Genomic DNA, 20,930 nt, shown 5'->3' on the forward strand with positions numbered 1-20,930 from the left:
CACCATGACACTCGACGACTTTCATTTCGCCAGCATCCTGGTCTCGACCGTGCGCAATGCGCCGGTGCTGATCTTTGCCGCCATGGCCGGCCTGTTTGCCGAACGCAGCGGCATGATCGATATCGGCCTGGAAGGCAAGATCCTGGCCAGCGCCTTCGCTTCCGCCGCCGTTGCCTACACCACGCAAAACCCGTATTACGGCATGGCCGCCGGCATGCTGGTGTGCGTCGCGCTGGCCTTGCTGCAGGCGTATGTCAGCATCACGCAAAAGGGCAACCAGCTGGTGGCCGGCATGGCCATCAATATCGCCATGAGCGGCCTGACATTCGTGCTGGCGCAGTTTTTCTTCCAGCAAGGCGGCCGCACGCCCGACCTCGGCACTGCGCGCCTGTTCGACGTGGTGCTGCCGGGCACGCAATATGTGGAACATATTCCGTTCATCGGCTGGGTGTATGCGCACCTGATCGGCGGCCATTCCATCCTGGTCTACGTGGCTTTCCTGTTGATTCCGCTGGTGCACTGGCTGCTGTACCACACGCGCTTTGGCCTGCGCCTGCGCGCCTGCGGCGAAAACCCGCATGCGGCCGACTCGGCTGGCGTCAGCGTGGAAGCGACGCGCTATATGGCCATGCTGGTGGCCGGCATCCTGTGCTCGTTCTCGGGTGCCTACCTGGCCATCGTGCAAAGCGGCTTTTTCCTGCGCGACATGTCGGCCGGCGCCGGCTACCTGGCCCTGACGGCCATGGTGTTCGGCAACTGGCGCCCCGTCTACACCTTCCTTGGCTGCCTGATGTTCGGCTTCTTTGGCGCGATCCAGATCCAGATCGAAGGTGTCGATCTGCCGGTGGTGGGCCGCATCCCGGGTTCACTGATACAGATGGTGCCGTACGTGGTGACCGTGATCGTGCTGGCCGGTTTGATGGCCAAGTCGGTGGCGCCAAAAGCGATCGGCATTCCGTTCGTCAAGTCGCGCTAGTTTTTTGCTGGCACGGATAAAAAGCGAAGCCCGCGGGCTTCGCTTTTTTTATGCTGCGGGAATGTCGTCCAGCGCGAAATAAATCGGCAGACCCAGGCTGCGCGCCACGGCCACCATGCGGTCGGCGCCGGAAGAATCGCCGCCTGTGCGCAGCACCGCATCGCAATGCGCAAGCAAGCGCTCACAGTGCGTGTGGAACAGCTGTTCATACACGGCGTCGCCCACTGCGCGCGAACCAGCCAGCGCCAGCATCGGCAGGGCCAGCCATTCCCCCAGCACCGGCAGATGGCCGGCCGCATACAGCGGCATGCATAACGCTTCCATGGCCGCCACATTGGCCGCCATCTTCACGGGATCGTCACCGGTGCCCGAGCGATACGGCCCGGCAATCAATATCTGCAGGCCCTTTTTTACCGGCATCAGTTGCAGCTGCGCATGCTGCAGCAGCATGATGGTCTTGCCGTCACAGATGCGCCCGTCGGCCACCATCCGCATCGCTTCGTCCAAAGGCAGTTCCAGCACCTCGATATCCTCGCCTTCATGGGCCAGCCCGCCGCCATCGTTCAGCCGGCTCGATGACTCATACTCTGCGGCAAAGAAATGCAATCGCTCGGTAACGGAACCGGGGCTCATGAAGGCGTCGAACACCTTGCGTACTTCACCGACCCGGTAGCCGGTTTCTTCTTCGACCTCGGCGCGGATGCGCTGTTCCGGGCTGGCTGCTTCCAGCAGGCCGGCCGCCGCCTCGATCAGGAAGCCGTCATGGCCATCACGATACGTGGGAAAGCGGAACTGGCGCACCAGGATCACCGTGCGTTTTGCACGGTTATACAGCAGAATGGTGGCGCCATCGCCCCGGTCATAGGTTTCGCGCGTCTGCGTCTGCCACTGGCCGTCGCGGCGCAGATAATCAAATGTGGTTTTCTGTAATAAATACCAGTCGTGCGACAGCGTGGTCACGTCCTGGATGCGTACTCGTTCCTGCTTCATCTTGTCTCCTTGTGCTTGCGTGCGCCGACTTTATCATGCAAACTCGTGCAATATCAAGATTATTCAAGAAAAACCATGCTTACACAACAACGCAAACACTATCTGCTCGACCTGTTGCAACGCGAAGGACAGATCGTCGCCAAAACCGTCAGCGATACGCTGGGATTGTCGGAAGACACAATACGGCGCGATCTGCGCGAACTGGCCAAGGAAGGATTGTTGCAGCGCGTGCATGGCGGCGCCATACCGAACCTGCCCGCTTCGCCGGCGCTGGCGCCGTATGCCAGCCGCGAGCAGCTGTCGCCTGATGCCAAGCCGGCCATCGGACGCGTGGCCGGCGCCATGATTGAGCCCGGGCAAGTGGTCTTTATCGATGGCGGCACCACTTGCGTGCAGCTGGTGCGCCAGTTGCCGCGCGAGCTGCGCGCGACCATCGTCACGCACAGCCCGTCGATTGCGGTCGAACTGGTGAGCCATCCCTTGATCGATGTGGTCATGCTGGGAGGAAGATTGTTCAGGCACTCCATCGTCAACGTGGGCGCCGCCACCGTGGAAGCAATCGGCCGCATCCGCGCCGACCTGTATTTCATGGGGGTATCGAGCCTGCATCCGCAGGCCGGCATCACCACCGGCGACTACGAGGAAGCCTGCGTCAAACGCGCATTAAGCGACGCGGCCGCGCGCACGGTGGTGCTGGCCTCGCCGGAAAAGCTCAATACCTCGTCGCCATTCCGGATCGCGCCGCTGAACCAGATCAGCGATATCGTCGTGCTGCGCGACACGGACGAAGCACTGCTGGCGCCTTACCGCGAAATGGGCATTGCCATCACGCTGGCCTGACCATTCATGGCCAGATCGCCTGCAACACCGACGCCAGGTGATAACCACCATTGATCAGCTGGGTTTTTGCCAGTGCCGAGCTGGGCACGGGATAGTCGCTGGGCACGCTCAGGGACCACACGTAATACGGTTCGCCCTTGCGGCTGGTCTGCTGCATGGCAGGCCCTGCCACCACGCCCGCATACGCGATTTTTGAGGCGGCCAGCGAGGCCTCGGCCCATTGATATGGCCAGCTTGCCGGCTCGCCGCTATTGCCGGGAACCTCAGGGTTACTGGCAATCACCGTCTGCGCAAACTGGCGCGGCGTGCGCGTCGACAGGCGCCGCATCGCGTAATCGACCACCGTGCTGTCCCAGTACGAGTGCAGCGGTTTCGTCGGCGACTTCGGATAGGCGGTTGGCTTGACGGCGCCCGCTTCCGCTTCCGCCGGCAACGGCGCGGGTATCACAGCATCGGACAAGGCCGTGATCTGCGCGTCGTCCAGCAACAGATTATTGCCACCGCGCGCATCGAAAATCGCCATGCCGTCGATCTGCGCCTGGGTTTCCGGCACAACAAAACGGCCATCCTTTGCCACATACGCGGCGCCAACATGCAAAGGCTGGTGAATATCGCCGACCATATGCGTGAGCAGTATCAGCGCCTGGCGCGGCGTGAACTGATGCGGATTGCTGGTGGCGTCCGCCTTGCCCTGCAACACCAAAATCGCCTGCTTCAAGGTCTGCACGATATCGTCGTCGGCGCTGCCGGTGGCGCCATCGTGATAGTGCGCGTTCTGGAACGGGATATCGGTGTAATGGTATTCGCTGTGCTTGGGGTTTGCCGCCACATAGGCCAGCATTTCGGGCGATTGCGGACCGCAGTAGGTTCCCTTGACGCAATCGGGCCAGTTGGCGATCGATTCCAGCGTTTCGCCGGGCAGCAGCAAGGCCGCGATGTGGGCCTGGGCCGCACTGCCCTTGAGCAGCTGGTCGGCGATCGCGCCTACCGCACGGTGACCGTCATTGCCCCAGGCCAGTGCATTGCCGGTCATAAAGGCGCCGGCCAGCGCCAGCACGCAGCTGAGTTTTTTCATCACTGTGGCGTCCCCTTGGCTGGTTTCGGATATTGCTTGTTAATATCGATCGGCTGGGCATAGCCGGAACTCCAGGTCTGCTCGTGCAGCGCCACCAGGCGCTGCGCCATCGCTTCGTTGCGCAGCACCACTTCCAGGTTGCGCGACAGATCAAAATAGCCGCCGGCCCAGTTGCTGGTGCCGACCCAGGCCAGCTTGCCATCGATGGTCATGGTCTTGCTGTGGATCACGCGCGCAAATGGAATAAAGCCGCTGCTGGCGGTGGGTATCGTGACGATGCGGATCTCCACGTTCGGCACCAGCGCCAGGCTTTTCAGGTAGGCAATCGCCGGCGCTTCGGTGTTCCAGGCGGACACCATCAATTTGATTTTCACGCCGCGCTGGGCCGCCGCGCGCACGGCGTTGTCGATCACGGCGTAATACGGCCGCGTGCGGTTCGGACCGTACGACAGCGGCGCATAGTCGAGCAGCTGAATGCGCACTTCGCTTTTGGCGTCGGCCAGCAAGGCCGGCAAGCCGCTTTCCGAGTCGCCCACCCCGGCAGGGTTATACGCGTTCGGGCTGGCCAGCAAGAAGGCATTCTGCGCGTAATTGGCGGGCACGGTTTTGCTGTTGAGCACGGTGGCGCGGCTGCCCTTGGCGGTTAGCGCCTGTGCCTGCCAGTCCTGTTCAAAGATCGCCTGCACCTGGGCGACGATGGCCGGCTCGGTGATCTTCAAGCCGGTTTCATGGATATGCTCGAACGAGCGCCAGTCGAAATTCTGGCTGCCGATATACGCCACCTTGCCGTCGACGGCCAGGTACTTGGCGTGCACGATGCCGTTGCCGGTGATCTTGTTGAAATCGATAATGCGCAAGTCCAGGTTCGGAATCGCTTTCAGTTGCTCGATGGTTGCCGGCTCCGACAGGCCCACGCCTTTCAGGTCAAGCAGGAAGCGGATCTTCACACCGCGCTGGCCCGCTTGCGTCAAGCTGGCCAGCACTTTTTCAAAGGCCGTGCCCGGTTTGCTGACGGCGTAGAACTGGGCGATCACGATCTCGCTTTTTGCCGCATCGAACAGCTCGCTCCACACAGCCACCGGCTCGCGCAGGTCCGGGTTGGCCAGCGTAGTTTCCACCGGTGACGTGTGCACCAGTTCAAAGCCGGGAATCGTGAAGTCGGCGTGAGCGTTGCCTGCGAACAGGCCGGCAACCAGAATAGAAAATAAAAGACGACGCATGAGTGTTCCTTGTAGTGATTATTTGACGCGCACGATGCGCCCGGCCGCGGTGACGCTGCCGGCCGGCTTGCCGGCGCGCGCACGCTCGATCAGGTAGTCGCTGAAAGCGTCGATATCGCGCACGCCCGTGTCCAGGCGGCGCGTGCCGTTGGCCAGCACGGTAAAGCGGTCGCCGCCGCCGGCCAGGAAACTGTTGGCCGCGACCCTGTATTGCTGCTCGTCCTGAAGCGCCACGCCATCGAGCATGATGCTGCCCGGCAGCACGCGCTGGCCTTGCGGCTTTGTGCTGTCCCAGCGGTAACTGAAGCCTTCCGACACCTGCAGCAGATTGTTGTCTTCCGCTTGTTCGCCCGGCCATTGCTGTTCCAGCAAAGTGCGTATCTGCGCGCCGGACAGGCTGACCACGACCAGGGTATTGCCGAACGGGACCACGGCCTGGTTCTGGCCCACATTGGTCATCAAATCAGTGCCCGCTTCGAGGTCCTTGCGGATGCCGCCATTATTCATCAGGCCAATCTGCGCACCGGCCGCGCGCGCGCCGAACAAGGTGCTATCCGCCACCAAATCACCGAGCGCCGAGGCGCCACTGCCCTTGGTGCTGCGGCCCACCAGCGGTACCGCAATCTTTGCTACCGGGCGCGACAGTTCAGCCGAGCTGCGCTGCTTCACGGCGGCCAGGTAGGCGGCCACCTTGGCGTCGGGCTCGAACATGCCGGGCAACATCACGACGTTTTGCGCGCTGGCGTCGACCACGGTATTGTTTGCCGTATCGACGTTCAGCTTGATGCGCGTGAGCATATGGCCGCCCATCTGCGCCTGCGTCACCAGCCGGCCGTCGACACGGCACAGATAGCCCTGGTGCGAATGGCCGCTGACGACCAGTTGAATTGCCGGATCGAGGCGCTTGACGACATCGATCACCGGACCCTTGAGCTTGCTGCAGTCTGGCTGGTCCACCTGTTCTTCCGTTTCGCCGCCCTGGTGCAGCAGCACCACAAACACATTCACGCCCTGCGCGCGCAGCACCGGCAAGGTGGCGTTGATGGCGTCGGCTTCATCGCCGAACTGCAGGCCGGCAATCCCGGCGGCCGTCACCACGGAGGGAGTGTCTTTCAGCACGGCGCCGATCAGCCCGACCTTGACGCCATGTGCTTCGGCGATCTTGTAGGACGGCAGCAGCGACTTGCCGGTCTGCGTGTCGATCACATTGGCGGCCATATAGGTATAGCTGGCGCCGGCAAAATCGGGACTGTACTTGCAGGCCTTGTCGGCGCGTGAGGAATCGCAGCCGCCGCGCTGCTGGCGCAGCAGTTCCGCCTTGCCCTGGTCAAATTCATGGTTGCCGACCGAGCTGGCCGTCATGCCCAGCATGTTCATGGCAACGATGCTCGGCTCGTCTGCCCACAGGGCCGACATGGCGGGGCTGGCACCGACCAGGTCGCCATTGCCGACAAAAATCAGCTGCGCGTCTTCTTTCCGCCAGGCCTTGAGGGCGCCGGACAGCACATCGATGCCGCCAGCCTGCACCGTCATCTTGCGGGCGGGATCGTTGATGCTGGTATAGGTAAATTTGCTGCTGTCGAGATTGCCATGGAAATCATTCAGGGCCACCAGATTGAGTTCGACCGGGCCGCGCGGCGGCGTAGCGCAGCCAGCCAGGGCGGCAACGGTCAGTATCAGCGCCGCATGGGCGACAGGAGTGCGAAAGAGATGAGCCATGGAATCGACAGCCTTGAAAAAAGGAAACAGAGTAAACCATCTTGCGTATAAAAAAAACGGCTGGTGTCGCCACCAGCCGTTTTTGAACTTGCTAACTTACAAGGTAGCGATCATCAGAATTCGTACTTGACGGTTGCTTGCAGTGCCCATTGCGATTCGCCTTTCAGCTGACGCGTGACCAGACCTTCGGTTACGGCACGGGTGTTGTACACATACTTGCCATTTTCCATGCCGACGAAGTCGACGAAGCTGCGAACCTGGCCACCAGAGCCCTGGAATTCCACTTCATTGATGCGGCCCCATTTACGGTTCAGCAAGTTACCGAAGTTCAGGACATCAAAGGTGAAAATACCTTTGTTGCCGCTGAAGAAGCCCGGTACTTCCTGGCTGAAGCGTACATCAAAGCTGTTGGTCCATGGAGCAAAGCTCTTGTTACGGCCAACCACGGTGCCGCGTGCATTACGCAGGTCGCCGTTGCTGTTGACAACGTTCCAGAATGCCGCTTCGTTCGCGGCGCGAGCTGCAGCGGTGGCGCCGGAGAACACTACTTCGCCCGAACCTGGCGCGCTAGGAATGTACATCAGGTCATTGCCGGACAGGCCATCACCGTTCAAGTCATTGTTGATGGTCCAGCTGTATGGCTTGCCGGTACGGCCTTCATAGAACAGGCCGAAGGTGGTCTTGTAAGTGCCGAAGAAACGCTTGGTCCAGTTGACGTTGGCGGTAAAGCGGTCTTTCACCAGGTAGTTCGAATTGGACGCAACGTTCTCGTTCGGATTGAACACGGCGCGGCCGCCCCAGTTCGAGCTCGACGTCGACGACGTCAGCGGCGACACTTCGGTAGCATCGCTGTAGGTGTACGAACCACCCCACGACAGGCCCTCACGTACCGGGCTGCGTACTGCCAGCGTCAGCACGTTCGATGCACCCTTGTCGGTGTTTTTCGCCATCAGCACCTGGCCAAACGACTGATTGCTGCTGGCCTTGGTCAGCGCGCTGCACGACGCGCCGCCAATCAGACCGCCATTGGCGTTCCAGCAGCTGGTTTTGTAGGCATTTTCGCCGTAGTACAGCGGACGGCCATCGCTGCCGGTCGCCGTTGGGGCGCCCATGTTCAGCTCTTCGTAGTAGATCGAATCCTTGGTTTGCAGGCGCAGGTATTCCGCGCTGACAATCAGACCCATCCATGGCAGCTCATGTTCGAACGCCAGGTTGGCTTTCCAGACCGATGGCTGCGCCAGGTCAGGGCTCAGGGCATCGACCTTCATTGCCGGGATGGTCGCGGTCAGGTTGGTTGGCTGCTTGGTCGGATCTGGATTGAAGAAGCCGTCGGTGTTCAGGCAGGTACCAGCCGAGGTCGAGCATGTGATGTTTTGGGTGGCCATGCCGGTATTCTGGTATGGATTGCCCAGCCAGACGGACGCTGCGGCGCCCTGGAACAAGCCGAAACCGCCGCGCACTTGCGTCGGACGCGCCGATTCAAACTTGTAGTTGAAGCCGACGCGCGGCTGGTACAGGTTTTCGCCATCGATGGTGTGGGTGTTGTCGATGCCGAAGCCACCGGTCTGACGGCCATACGGCGATGTGCGTGCAACGGTTGCCAATGCGGCTTGGGCATTGCGGATCGGGGTTTCACCGATGCGGGTGCCATCGACACGCAAGCCGGCCGAGATCGTCAGCTGTTTGTTGACGTTCCAGGTATCTTGCACGAACAGGCCGATATTTTTCAGCGAGAAGGTGGCGACCGCGTCGTCCAGAGTACGGCCAGCCTGGGGAACTTGGTACGAGTACGAGCTAGGACGGCCACGGCTGAAGTTTTCCAGCACGGCTTGCTGGTGCACAGCCGCTGTTGCGGAGGTGCAATTGAACGTCGTGGTGCCGTTCGCGTTCGGCCTGACGAACGAGTAAGCCACGTTATTGATACAGCCAAACGTGTAGTTACCGTTTACGTTCTGCAAGAAAGCATTGTAGACATCGTTCTTGCTGAAATCGCCGCCAAACTTGACTTCATGGTCATCCAGCACCCAGGTACCGGCCGCGTAGAAGTCTTTGGTCTTGGTGCCCAGTATGTTGCGCTGACGGCTTTGCTCTGTACCGAAGTTCAGGAAACGGTTGCCGGTAGCCAGGCTGGATGGTGCACCGGCCGGCAAAGTACCCGAGAATTGCAGGCCGATGGCCGGCAAGTAGGCATTGTTTTTCGGCACGCTGTCATACTCGCGCGACGAGACTTTGACTTCGGTCGAGAAGGTCGGGGTCCACTCTGCAGTCCACTGGCCGACCAGGGTTTCCAGGCTCTTGTCCTGGTTATACCAGTACGAACTGAGCGACAGGCCGGTACCGGAGAAGCCGGTGTAGAGCGGCTCGGACTGTTCCGTTTTGGTGTAGCGCAACATCATGCGCTGGGTGTCGGTCAGGTTCCAGTCCAGCTTGAGCAGTTTTTCGGTGGCGGTGAAGGCCGAACCCGATGGTACGGCCGAGCTACCGATATCCATGCCGTATTTGTCCTTGGCGATGGCGATGGCGCTGTCGATGGCGCCTTGCGTGATGGCGACGTTGGTCTGCGCGCTGCCGACCGGACCGAACGCTGGCGTACCGCGCGAGCTCTCGGTTTTTTCGTAGTTGGCAAACAGAAACAGTTTGTCTTCGATCAACGGGCCGCCCAAGGTAATGCCCTTGGTGGTGTCTTTCGATTTTGGCGGCGAGTAGTAGGTGCCGTCGGTGCTGTTGTAGCGGTCGCCGGCGGTCGAGTCGTTACGGAACACGTAATAGACGCTACCCTTCACCTTGTTGGTACCGGATTTGGTGACGGCATTGATGTTGGCGCCGGTATAGCCTTTTTGCGTGACGTCGTAGTTGGCAACGTTCACCTGTACCGACTGGATGGCTTCGATCGAGATCGGCTGCTTGCCGGTGGCGGTACCGGAAGCTTCCAGGCCGAAGGTGTCGTTCACGGCCACGCCGTCAATCGTCATCGAGTTGTAGCGCGAGTTCTGGCCGGCAACCGAAATTTCACCACGGTCCTTGTCGGTCTGCGACAGGCGCGGGTCGGCACGGGCGTAGTCTTGCAGGCTGCGCGAGATCGATGCCTGGGTCGCCAGTTCCGTCGGGCCGATATTGGTGCCGGCGCCCATGTTGTTGCGGTTGAATACCTGGTTACGGATGGCGTTGCTGCTGACGTTTACCACCTGCATGGCGGCGCCCAAGGTGGCATCGACGTTGGCCGTTTCGGCCAGTGCGATATACACGCCTTCGCGTTTTTCCACTTCGCCATTCTTGGTGATGGTGATGGTGTAAGGACCGCCAGCGCGCAAACCGCGTGCCACATAACGGCCTTCCGCATCGGTGGTCACGTTGCTGGCTGAACCGGACTCGACGTGAACGATGCTGACTTGGGCGCCAGCTGCCGGCTGGCCGTTGTTGGACGAAATCCGTCCGCTGATGGCCGACGTGGTGTTCTGTGCGAACGATGGTGCGGCCGCCAGTGCGATAGACAGGCTTAGCGCGATTTGCGTCAGCCGAAGTCGTTTGTGATTGATCATCTTGTAACCCCAAAAAAGACTATTATTTTTTGAAAATACCGCGATTGCCTCACTGCCCGGCTGCGCCGCACAGCAACACAAACACACTATTCCCTCTTTACTATGCTGCAACTGTTACGCTGGCCGGATCGGCTGCGGGCCTTGACGGGAGCACCCAACCTTCCACTGCCACAGCCATCCGGATTCAAGCAAAAATGGACGATGGCAAGCCATCCTTCCCAATGCCACAGGGCGCTAGCTCCCGTGACATTCACTCCACAACCTGGCCAGCGTTACAAGCCAAGGCGAAAGTGTAATTGTTAAATATTTCAAGACTGTGACACGGCCATGACATGTGGTGATTTAGGACACAAAAGGCGAACCCCTGTCATTTCACTCTGCATGTCACATTGATCTACTGCGAAAACCGCGCTTCTTGCCGCCAGGGCCATACAAATTGTGACTTTTTACCATCACCCTCATCCCACTATGCATCATCGAAAAATGGATGACAAATACGATTTTTTTTAGAGATTTATATTTAAAAAGTCTAAATTACAGATGAGTTACAAGAAAAAATTTGTATGACAACGCAGCATAAGCTTATGGCGCGAAATTATAAGTGAGCAATTTGTGCTTGAAATTGTTTCACTTGCGAAATGAGGAAAAGAGACGGATCTGCTCGGCATTTTGTCGCTTGGCCGCCACAAAATTAACAGAAAGACAGCGAGGAGATGAGGCAGGGGCAGATGCAGGCGACCGGACAATCCGGCCGCCTTGATAGAGTCGGTTGCAACCCTGGAGGGACTTACGGTTTGAGCGCTTTGCTGGCTGAGTCGGAGGCGGCGATCTGTGCCTCAAATGTGGCAAAACGCGCAGCCAGGGATTTTAATAAACGTTGTTTATCTGCGTCAGCCAGGAAAGAGTAGCGCAGGCTGTTGTACGACAGCTTCTTGATTTCCGCGTAATCGGTCTTGTACCGGCTGGCAAACAGCACGTACTCGTTAGACAAGGTATTGCGCGATACGCCTGCATCATCGGTTGAAATCACAAACGGCACGCCATACTTGCGGTACAGGGTTACCGGATGGGCCTGGCCCTTGATACCGAGAATATAGTCATTGCTGGTCAGGTTCACTTCCACCGGGATGCCGCGCGCGCGCATCTTCTGCATGGTGGCCAGCGCATTGTTTTCGTAGGCGATATCCATGCCATGGCCGATACGGTTGGCGCCGGCCACGTCGACCGCTTCGGCGATATGGAAAGCCATGCCTTCGGGCGGCACCATGCCCAGCGCCAGCTCGCCCGCGTGCAGGGCGATCTTCACGTTCGGATATTTGGCTTTCAGGAACTTGAACATTTCCATATGCAGGCTGTAGTCGCGCATGGAAACATTCACGCTTTCCTGGCCGACGATATTGACGCCGACCACCAGCGGGTTCAGGCTAGCGGCCTTGAAGCCGGCCACCATCGACGAGAACACTTGTGATGGCGACAGGAAACGCAGCACATAGGCCTGGTAGCGCATGGTGAAGTTGGCGTCGTCGATGCCGGTGCTGCTGGTATTGACGTTATCGTTATAGGCGGTGATGCTTTTCTGGAACGACGCATCCTGCTCCAGCTGCTGCGTCCAGCTGGCCAGCACCGCTTGCAGGGCGTCGGCCTTCATGCCTGGCGCCAGCACCTGCTGGTCGAATTGCGGGTTCGAGACGAACGGCGACAATTCAAAGATGGTTTCGATATAGCTGAGGTTTTCGGCAATCGCGCGCTGCTTCAGCGTTTTCAATCCCTCGCCGGTGTTGCTCGATGCAACCGGGCCGAAATAGCCGAAGGTATCGAAGAAAGTCCGGTCTGGTGGCGTCTGCTGACCGCTGTGGTTGTAGAAATCCTTGGTCGACCAGCGCTGCAGCAGTTCCGCATACAGGCCGGCGTCGGCAAATACTTCGGTCGACGACAGGCAAGTGCGCTGGCCGGCAGGCTTGGCACGCTCGGCCGCGACGACCTCTTTCTGGCTTTCGATGCGGTAAGTCGTCTTGTTGACGCAATAGTTTTCCTTGTCGACCCATTCCAGGAATTGCTCGGCATAGATGGCGCCCGAGTAATGGTGATGCAAGTCGCCGCCCTTGGGCATCATGGAAAAGAACAGGCTCAGCTCGGCTGTTTTGGGCTGGCTGCCCGAGACCAGTGCCGCAAAATGGCGGGCCGTGGCCGCTTCGTTGGCGGACGGGCTGGCGGCATGGGTAGTGGCCGCAGCGGACATGGCCAGCGCCGTGGCCAGCGCCAGGCGAGTGAAGTTCTTTTGCATCAGGATTCCCGATCAGGATGGTAGGGTTGAAAACGTAAGGTAAGCTCAGCCCTGCCCGCGCACATGCACGCGCACCCCGCCCGAATAGGTGGCGGCCACGGTGCGGTCGTCACCGAGCAGCGCCAGGGCAAACAGCAGTTCTTCCAGGCTCTGGCAGCCGGCCGTGCGGCGCTCCAGCAGCGGCGTGGCTTTCTTGTCGAGCACGATGAAGTCCGCTTCCGTGCCAGGCGCGAAATTGCCGACGATACCTTCGAGCTGCATGGCACGCGCGGCGCCCAGGGTAGCCAGGTAAAACATGCGCAAGGCGGGCAGGTAGCTGCCTTTCAAGCGTGCTACTTTATAGGCTTCGTTCATGGTTTGCAACATCGAGAATGAGGTGCCGCCGCCCACATCGGTGGCCAGTGAGAGCAGCACGCGCGCCGCATCGGCCTTTTCAAAATCAAACAGGCCACTGCCGAGGAACAGGTTGGAGGTGGGGCAGATCGCCGCCGCTGATTGCGTTTCGGCCATGCGTGCCCGGTCGCGTTCGTCGAGCCAGATGCAGTGGCCGAACATGGCGCGCGGACGCAGCATGCCGTAGTGGTCGTAGACGTCGAGGTAGCTGCGCGCCTGCGGATGCAGTTCGCGCACCCAGCGGCACTCATCCTCGTTTTCCGATACATGGGTCTGCAGATAGGTGTCCGGGTAGGCGCGCGCCAGTTCGCCCGCCAGATGCATCTGCTCATTGGTAGAGGTCGGCACAAAGCGGGGCGTGATCGCGTACAGCGAGCGGCCACGCTTGTGCCAGCGCCGTATTAGCTCTTCGCTTTCACGCGCGCCCGACTCGGCCGTATCGCGCAGGAATTCGGGGCAATTGCGGTCCATCATCACCTTGCCTGCCACCATGCGCAAGCCGCGCGCTTCGCTGGCGCCAAAGAAGGCGTCCACCGATTGCGGGTGCACGCTGCCATACACCATGGCGGTAGTGGTGCCGCAGCGCAGCAGCTCGTCGAGGAAAAATTCGGCCACATCGCGTGCGTGCACGGGATCTTCGAACGCACGCTCGGTCGGGAAAGTGTATTGCTCCAGCCACGGCAGCAGGCCAGGCGCCGGCGAGGCGATCATCTCCGTCTGCGGGAAGTGCAAATGGGTATCGATAAAGCCGGGAACGATCAGCTTGCCGCGGTAGTCGATGGCTTCCATACCTGGCGGCAAGGCCGGCAGCAACTGCGCGTAATCGCCGGCCGCGACCACCTTGCCGTCGGCAACGATCAGCAAGCCGTCGGCATGAAAAGCATGGGCATCCTCGCTGAACGCAGGATCGGCGTGGAAGTGCAGCAAGCTGGCACGGTAAGCTTGCACTGAAACAGGAACTATCGGCATGACTTCTTTCTATGACTGGTGAAGCGCGGCGCGCGATTCGCGGCGCGGTGGCGTACTGGCAGGAACCAGCCGCAGCGGCGTGGCCAGGGCCGCGCTGGCGGCTTGCTCCCACACTATTAATAATTGACAGGCCACCGAAGCGGCGATCACGGCCGGCGCCTTGTTGCGAATGCCAGCCATGCCGATCGGGCAGACCATGGCGGCAATCCTTTCATCTGGTACGCCCTTCGCCTGCAGCCGATGCTCGAACTGCTTGCGTTTCGTATGCGAGCCGATCAGGCCAAACCAGCCCGCGTCCTCTCGCGCCATGATCGCTTCCGTCAGGCGCTGGTCCAGCGCATGGCTGTGCGTCATGACGAGGAAACTGCCGCCGGCCGGCGCCATGCCGACAAACTCTTCCGGCGTATCGGTGGCCGCGATGCGCACATTATCGGGTAAATTAGCCGGAAACATGTCTTCGCGTTCATCGACCCAGCTAACATTGCACGGCAAGTGGGCCAGTGCGCGCACAATGGCCGCACCCACGTGGCCGGCGCCGAACAAGGTCAGATGGGCGCGCGGCGCCAGGCATGGGTCGACCAGCCAGCGCCGGCCGCTTGCATCTTGTGCCACATGGGCGCCGCGCTCGCGCGAAAAGCTGGCGGGCGCCTGGCCGGCGGTACCGCCGAGCCATGCGCCATCGGCATCGAACAGGCCCGATGCCGGTTCGCCATCGAGCGCGATGACGCGCCAGCTGTCCTGCTGGCGCCGTTCACGCAAGCAGTGCAACACGGCATCGACATTGTCGCCAACTGGCTCGAACGCCAGCCACACCACGCCGCCGCAGCACTGGCCCAGGCTGGGGCCCAGCGCAAAGCGTTCCAGCTTCGCTTGCGTGGTGCCGGTCGCCAACATGGTCTTGGCAATTTCCACGGCGCGCAATTCCAGGTGGCCACCGCCAATGGTGTCCAGCTGGCCCTCGTTGTGGACGCGCATCTTGGCACCCGCCTCGCGTGGACCCGAGCCTTCGACCAAGGCTACCGTCACCAGTACCGAAGGTGTATTTTCATCAGGCAATGCCGTCAGCCAGTCGCTCATCTGCGGCTCCTCAGGCGGCCGGGCTGGAGGCGGCTTGCACCGCCATCACGGCCTTGAGGATTTCCTCGCTGGTGGCCGGCGCATTCAGCGGTGGCTGTATGGAATGGCCGCCAACGCTGGAAATGGCGTCACGGATCGCAAAGAACACGGAAAAAGGCAGCAGCAGCGGCGGCTCGCCAACGGCTTTCGAGCGGTGGATGCTGTCTTCCACATTGCGGTTCTGGAACAGCCGCACGCGGAAGTCGTCGGGGCAATCGGAAATGCCGGGAATTTTATAGGTCGACGGCGCATGCGTCATCAGCTTGCCGGCGCCATTCCACCACAGCTCTTCGGTTGTCAGCCAGCCCATGCCCTGGATAAACGCGCCTTCCACCTGGCCGATATCGATGGCCGGATTGAGCGACTGGCCCGCGTCGTACAGCGCATCGGCGCGCAGCAGCTTCCATTCGCCGGTCAAAGTATCGACCACCACTTCGGCCACCGCCGCGCCATACGCGTAATACGAAAACGGGTGGCCGGTCATGGTTTTCGCATCCCAGTGCAGGCCCGGCGTGGCGTAAAAACCGTCGGACCACAGTTGCACCCGTGCCAGGTAGGCTTTTTGCACCAGCTCGGGAAACGGCAGCACATGGCCGTTGACGTGGATATGGTTGTCGAAAAAGCGCACGTCCGCTGCCGTGCCGCCATACAGTTTGACGGCGTAGTCGCTCATGCGCTCGCGGATCTGGCGCGCCGCATCCTGCGCCGCCTTGCCGTTCAGGTCGGCGCCGGTGGAAGCTGCCGTGGCCGAGGTATTGGACACCTTGCTGGTATCGGTGGCGGTGGCCCGCACCCGCTCCAGGTCCAGGCCCAGCTCGTGCGCCACCACCTGCATCACCTTGGTGTTGATGCCCTGCCCCATTTCCGTACCGCCATGGTTGACCAGAACGGAACCATCGACATACACGTGCACCAGCGCACCAGCCTGGTTCAAATGGCTGACATTGAAGGCGATGCCGAATTTCAACGGCGTAAAGGCCAGGCCTTTTTTCAGCACCGGGCTCGCTTCGTTGTACGCATCGATGGCCAGGCGGCGCGCGCGGTAGTCGCTGGTTTGTTCCAGTTCGGCCACCAGTTCATGGATCACATTGTCGACGATGACCTGGCCGTACGGCGTGACATTGCGCCCTTCGCTGCCATCGCGGCCATAGAAATTGAGCAGGCGGATGTCAAGTGCATCGCGTTGCAGATGGCGCGCGATTTCATCGATCACATACTCGATGGCGATTGCGCCTTGCGGCCCGCCAAAACCGCGAAACGCCGTGTTCGACTGCGTATTGGTCTTGCCGCAGGCGGCGCGGATATCGACGTCGGACAAATAATAGGTGTTGTCGAAATGGCAGACGGCGCGCGTGGCAACCGGGCCGGACAGGTCGGCCGAATAGCCGGCGCGCGAGGTCATGTCGACTCTGGCAGCCAGTATCTTGCCACTCTCGTCATAGCCCACTTCGTATTCATAATAAAAGCAGTGGCGCTTGCCGGTCACCAGCATGTCATCGTCGCGGTCGGCGCGCAGTTTCACGGGGCGCTTGAGTTTTGCCGCCGCAATCGAGGCGGCCGCCGCCCACAGTGCCGACTGCGATTCCTTGCCGCCAAAGCCGCCGCCCATGCGTCGGCATTCGACCGTGATGTTATGCGAATGCACGCCCAGCGCGTGCGCCACCACATGCTGCATCTCGCTCGGGTGCTGGGTCGAACACAGCACCAGCATGCCCTGCGCTTCTTTCGGGATAGCGTAGGAAATCTGCCCTTCCAGGTAAAACTGTTCCTGTCCGCCGACATAGAGCTGTCCCTTGACCACATGCGGCGCGCGCTCGAACGCCGCTTGATAATCGCCGCGGCTCAAGCGCATCGGCGGCAGCACATACGATTGCGCCGCTTTCGCCGCCTGCGGCGTCATAATGGCCGGCAATTCTTCGTACGTCACCTGCGCCAGGCGCGCGGCGCGGCGTGCGTGGTCGTGCGTATCGGCGACAACAATAAAGATCGGCTGGCCCACGTACTGCACCAGCTCGGCAGCCAGGATGGGGTCGTCATGGATGATCGGGCCGCAATCGTTGGTACCCGGAATGTCTTGCGCGGTGAACACGGCGGTGACGCCGGCGCTGGCGCGCACAGCTGATAAATCCATGGCGGTAATGCGCGCATGCGGTTTTTGCGACAGGCCCAGCGCCGCGTGCAAGGTGCCCTGCAGTTCGGCGATATCGTCGGTATACGTCGCTTGCCCCAGCACATGCAGTTGCGCCGACTCATGCGGGCTCGATTTGCCGACGGCGGCCCAGGCGGCCGCTTGCAGTTCAGGCGTGACAGGATGGTTCATGCTGGTCCTTTCAGGCGCGGCAAGCGTAGGCGTTCAATGAGGTACGCAGCAGCGGCGCGCTGCGGCGTGTTTCCAGCCAGAAGCGGCGCAGCAGGTTTTGCGCCGTCGTCATGCGATAAGTGTTCGACGCCCGCATGTCCGACAGCGGCGCGTAGTCGTCCGCCAGCAAGCCCATGGCGATCACCAGGTTCTCTTCCGTCCATGTTTGATTGCGCAAGAACGTTTCCGTTTGCGAGGCGCGCTGTGGCGTGGCGGCCATGCCGCCAAAGACGATGCGCGCGTTGACGATGCGCTCGCCGTCAAGCTCGAAAGCAAACGCGGCGCACACGGCCGAGATATCCTGGTCAAACCGTTTCGCCAGTTTATAAGTGCGGAACTTTACTTGCGCGCGCGGCAGCGGTACGCGCAGCGCTTCGACAAATTCGTCGGGCCGCAGATCTTTCTTTTGATAGCCAAGGTAAAAATCTTCCAGCGGCAGGGTACGCTGACCGCTACCGCTGCGCAACACAATCTGCGTGCCGAGCGCAATCAGCCACGGCATCGAATCACCGATCGGCGAGCCGTTGGCCACATTGCCACCCAGCGTACCGGCGTTGCGAATCGGCAGGGAAGCAAAGCGCTGCCACAGCTCGGACAATTCGTCGGGATAATGCTGGCACAGCGCCGCATAGGCGTCGTTGAGGCTGGCGCCGGCGCCGATTTCCAGCATGCCATCTTGCACGGCAATGGTTTTCAGGGCAGCCACATTACCCAGGTAAATGATCTCGGGGAGATCGCGCATTTGCTTGGTCACCCATAGCCCCACATCGGTGGAACCGGCAAGCAAGGTGGCTTGCGGTTTGGCGGCACGCAATTGCACCAGTTCGTCCAAGGTGCGTGGCGCATGGAATTGCTGGCCACGCGCAACATAGCTATGCAGGCTGTCGCGCTGCAAAGCCTGCAATTGCTGCGCCAGCGCCTCGCGGTCAAAGTCGACTTTCGGCAATTCGCTCATGCGTTTTGCCGCGTCGATAATCGGGCGGTAACCAGTACAGCGGCACAGATTGCCCGACAGGCCATCGTCGATCTCGCAGCGCGTGGGCGCTGCGCCATCTTTTTTCAGGTACATGCCCCATAGCGACATCACGAAACCGGGCGTGCAAAAGCCGCATTGCGAGCCATGGCATTCCACCATCGCCTGCTGTACCGGATGCAGGGTGCCGTCCGGCTGTTGCAAGTCTTCCACGGAAAACAAGGCCTTGCCATCGAGCGTGGGCGTCAGCTGTATGCAGGCGTTCACGGTTTTCATTTCCACCTGGCCGTCGACGAGGCTGGCGAGCACTACCGTGCACGCGCCGCAATCGCCCTCGGCGCAGCCTTCCTTGGTGCCGGTGCAATGCAAGTCCTCGCGCAGATGCTGCAATACAGTCTGCGTCGGGGCGGCATCATGCACTTCCTGCACGGCGCCACGGTAATAAAAACGGATCGGTTCTGACATGCTGGCCTCGGTATAGTCCTAGTGGTACAGATTAACACCGGCACACCGGACAACTATATGCAAAGAGTGATTTCACTTATCTATCCATATCAATAAGCCTCAGCCGATATAGGGATGCTTTGCATGCCAGTGTTCGGCAATATCGATGCGGCGCGTGATCCACACCTGTTCATGGCCCTGCACATAGTCGAGAAAACGCGCCAGCGCCGCCGCGCGGCCAGGCCGCCCCACCAGCCGGCAATGCAGGCCCACCGACAGCATCTTCGGCTGGTTCAGTCCGTTCGGATCGCCTTCCGCATACAGCACGTCGAAGGCATCCTTCAGGTAATCGAAAAACTGCGTACCGGAATTAAAACCCTGCATGGCGGCGAAACGCATATCGTTGGTATCGAGCGTGTACGGCACGATCAGCTGCGGCTGCAAGGCCGGCGCGCCGGCAGCATCCGTACAAGCGACTTTTTCCCAGAACGGCAGGTCGTCGCCATAATAATCGGCGTCGTAGCGAAAGCCGCCGTGTTCCACCACCAGTTTGCGCGTATTCGGCGAATCGCGCCCCGTGTACCAGCCTTGCGGGGCGGATCCTGTCAGTTCGCGGATGATCTGTACGGCCTCGCGCATATGTTCGCGCTCGGTCGCTTCGTCCATGTTCTGGTATGAAATCCAGCGCAAGCCATGGCAGGCGATTTCGTGCCCCAGTTGCTGGAACGCCGCCACCGCTTCCGGGTTGCGTTTCAGGGCCATCGACACGCCAAACACCGTCAGCGGCAAGCGCCGCTCTTCGAACATGCGCAGCAAGCGCCACAGTCCCGCGCGCGAACCGTATTCATAGATGGACTCCATGCTCAGGTGGCGCGTGGGAAAGGCCGCCGCACCGATCATTTCCGATAGAAATGTTTCCGATGCCGCATCGCCATGCAGCACGCTGTTTTCCGCCCCCTCTTCATAGTTGAGCACGAATTGCAACGCAATGCGGGCCTGGCCCGGCCACTGCGGATGAGGCGGCGTGCGGCCATAGCCGATCAGATCGCGTGGATAGTTGTCGTAAGTGCTCATGCGGCTCGCCTTGGGAACAATGTGAAATATATGCCCAATCATATAGCCAGGCGCGCCGACAGGTATATCATTTGTGCGATAAGCACATTCACCGATAACGTATAGGATAGCAAATGGGAAAACTCAGCACGCATGTACTCGACATCGCCCACGGCCGGCCAGGCGCAGGCGTCAAGGTCGCGCTATTCTCGGTGGCGCCCGAAGGCAAGGTCCTGCTGAAGATGGACGTCACCAACCAGGACGGCCGCTGCAGCACGCCTTTGCTGGAAGGCGACACCATGAAAGCGGGCCAGTATGAACTGGTCTTCAACGCCGGCGACTACTTCGCGGCCCAGGGCGTGCAATTGCCCTCGCCGCGCTTTATCGACCTGGTGACGCTGTCCTTCGGCATTGCCCACACCGATGAAAACTATCATGTGCCGCTGGTGGTGTCGCCGTGGTCGTATTCGACTTATCGGGGGAGTTGATCCTGTTAGGCCAACAATGTTGTTGGATTACGCGCTGCGCGCTAATCCAACCTACCGACATCGCTGCGTAGGTCGGATTAGCGTAGCGTAATCCGACACCACCCGCGGCCCATGCACCAGCAAAACCACCAGACGAAAAAAAACCCCGCTCATTTCTGAGCGGGGTTTTTCTCTACTACGAATAACAAGCCTGACGATAACCTACTTTCACACTGGTTGCAGCACTATCATCGGCGCAAAGTTGTTTCACGGTCCTGTTCGGGATGGGAAGGGGTGGGACCAACTTGCTATGGTCATCAGGCATAACTTGTACTGGCGTTTGTCCTCGATGGAGCGACAAAGCCTGAATCTGGAAGAAGCAAAGATTGGGTAATGAATAGTAGTATCAACAAACACGCAACGTTGTACCGTCTTATCCTCTGTACCTGCTAAGGTTATAGGGACAAGCCGTACGGGCAATTAGTACTGGTTAGCTTAATGCATTACTGCACT

At 60.3% G+C, this 20,930-nt stretch carries 13 protein-coding genes, 1 rRNA gene and 1 pseudogene; 3 read left to right on the top strand and 12 right to left on the bottom strand.

The genetic code is table 11. The features are described 5' to 3' along the window. The first annotated feature begins 4 nt into the window (after nucleotides 1-4). Nucleotides 5-976 (top strand): ABC transporter permease, encoded by a 972-nt coding sequence (locus AC0Z42_RS12050; RefSeq protein WP_485468453.1) that lies wholly within the window; start codon nucleotides 5-7, stop codon nucleotides 974-976. A 420-nt stretch (nucleotides 977-1,396) separates the two neighbouring features. Here AC0Z42_RS12050 and AC0Z42_RS12055 read toward each other — a convergent pair. Further along, nucleotides 1,397-1,966, bottom strand: a pseudogene (locus AC0Z42_RS12055) (NUDIX domain-containing protein); the annotation flags it as partial. Between the two features lie 75 nt (nucleotides 1,967-2,041). Here AC0Z42_RS12055 and AC0Z42_RS12060 point away from each other — a divergent pair. Next, entirely contained in the window at nucleotides 2,042-2,806 is a 765-nt protein-coding gene (locus AC0Z42_RS12060; protein ID WP_485468454.1) for a DeoR/GlpR family DNA-binding transcription regulator, read from the top strand. A gap of 4 nt (nucleotides 2,807-2,810) precedes the next feature. Here the strand turns inward: AC0Z42_RS12060 and AC0Z42_RS12065 are convergent, their stop codons facing one another. The 10 genes from AC0Z42_RS12065 to puuE form a co-directional block, all read right to left on the bottom strand. Continuing rightward, nucleotides 2,811-3,881 (bottom strand): S1/P1 nuclease, encoded by a 1,071-nt coding sequence (locus AC0Z42_RS12065; protein ID WP_485468455.1) that lies wholly within the window; start codon nucleotides 3,879-3,881, stop codon nucleotides 2,811-2,813. Further along, nucleotides 3,881-5,101, bottom strand: coding sequence for a phospholipase D-like domain-containing protein (locus AC0Z42_RS12070; RefSeq protein ID WP_485468456.1), 1,221 nt, complete (start codon nucleotides 5,099-5,101; stop codon nucleotides 3,881-3,883). Before AC0Z42_RS12070 ends, AC0Z42_RS12065 begins: the two co-directional genes overlap by 1 nt. 18 nt (nucleotides 5,102-5,119) lie before the next feature. Then, the gene (locus AC0Z42_RS12075; RefSeq protein ID WP_485468457.1) at nucleotides 5,120-6,820 is read right to left on the bottom strand and encodes a bifunctional metallophosphatase/5'-nucleotidase; all 1,701 of its coding nucleotides are present in this window, start codon (nucleotides 6,818-6,820) and stop codon (nucleotides 5,120-5,122) included. Between the two features lie 113 nt (nucleotides 6,821-6,933). Next, the gene (locus tag AC0Z42_RS12080; protein ID WP_485468458.1) at nucleotides 6,934-10,359 is read right to left on the bottom strand and encodes a TonB-dependent receptor; all 3,426 of its coding nucleotides are present in this window, start codon (nucleotides 10,357-10,359) and stop codon (nucleotides 6,934-6,936) included. 787 nt (nucleotides 10,360-11,146) lie between these two features. After that, entirely contained in the window at nucleotides 11,147-12,643 is a 1,497-nt protein-coding gene (locus AC0Z42_RS12085) for an adenosine deaminase family protein (RefSeq protein ID WP_485468459.1), read from the bottom strand. 45 nt (nucleotides 12,644-12,688) lie between these two features. Continuing rightward, entirely contained in the window at nucleotides 12,689-14,005 is a 1,317-nt protein-coding gene (guaD, locus tag AC0Z42_RS12090) for a guanine deaminase (RefSeq protein WP_485468460.1), read from the bottom strand. Between the two features lie 9 nt (nucleotides 14,006-14,014). Further along, the gene (xdhC, locus tag AC0Z42_RS12095) at nucleotides 14,015-15,082 is read right to left on the bottom strand and encodes a xanthine dehydrogenase accessory protein XdhC (protein ID WP_485468461.1); all 1,068 of its coding nucleotides are present in this window, start codon (nucleotides 15,080-15,082) and stop codon (nucleotides 14,015-14,017) included. Nucleotides 15,083-15,092: 10 nt separating this feature from the next. Next, nucleotides 15,093-17,441 (bottom strand): xanthine dehydrogenase molybdopterin binding subunit, encoded by a 2,349-nt coding sequence (gene xdhB, locus AC0Z42_RS12100; protein ID WP_485468462.1) that lies wholly within the window; start codon nucleotides 17,439-17,441, stop codon nucleotides 15,093-15,095. Nucleotides 17,442-17,451: 10 nt separating this feature from the next. Continuing rightward, a complete protein-coding gene (gene xdhA, locus AC0Z42_RS12105; protein ID WP_485468463.1) occupies nucleotides 17,452-18,918 on the bottom strand; it encodes a xanthine dehydrogenase small subunit in 1,467 nt (488 codons plus the stop codon). Between the two features lie 99 nt (nucleotides 18,919-19,017). Continuing rightward, nucleotides 19,018-19,971, bottom strand: a complete 954-nt coding sequence (gene puuE / locus AC0Z42_RS12110) for an allantoinase PuuE (RefSeq protein WP_485468464.1) — start codon at nucleotides 19,969-19,971, stop codon at nucleotides 19,018-19,020. Between the two features lie 113 nt (nucleotides 19,972-20,084). On the opposite strand from puuE, the gene uraH reads away from it, so the two are divergent. Beyond that, nucleotides 20,085-20,438 (top strand): hydroxyisourate hydrolase, encoded by a 354-nt coding sequence (uraH, locus tag AC0Z42_RS12115; protein ID WP_308922948.1) that lies wholly within the window; start codon nucleotides 20,085-20,087, stop codon nucleotides 20,436-20,438. Between the two features lie 188 nt (nucleotides 20,439-20,626). On the opposite strand, the gene rrf is transcribed toward uraH, so the two are convergent. Beyond that, nucleotides 20,627-20,739, bottom strand: a 5S ribosomal RNA gene (gene rrf, locus AC0Z42_RS12120). Nucleotides 20,740-20,930: the final 191 nt, after the last annotated feature.

Source organism: Janthinobacterium sp. 1L-D-8-B-C4 (assembly GCF_057291295.1).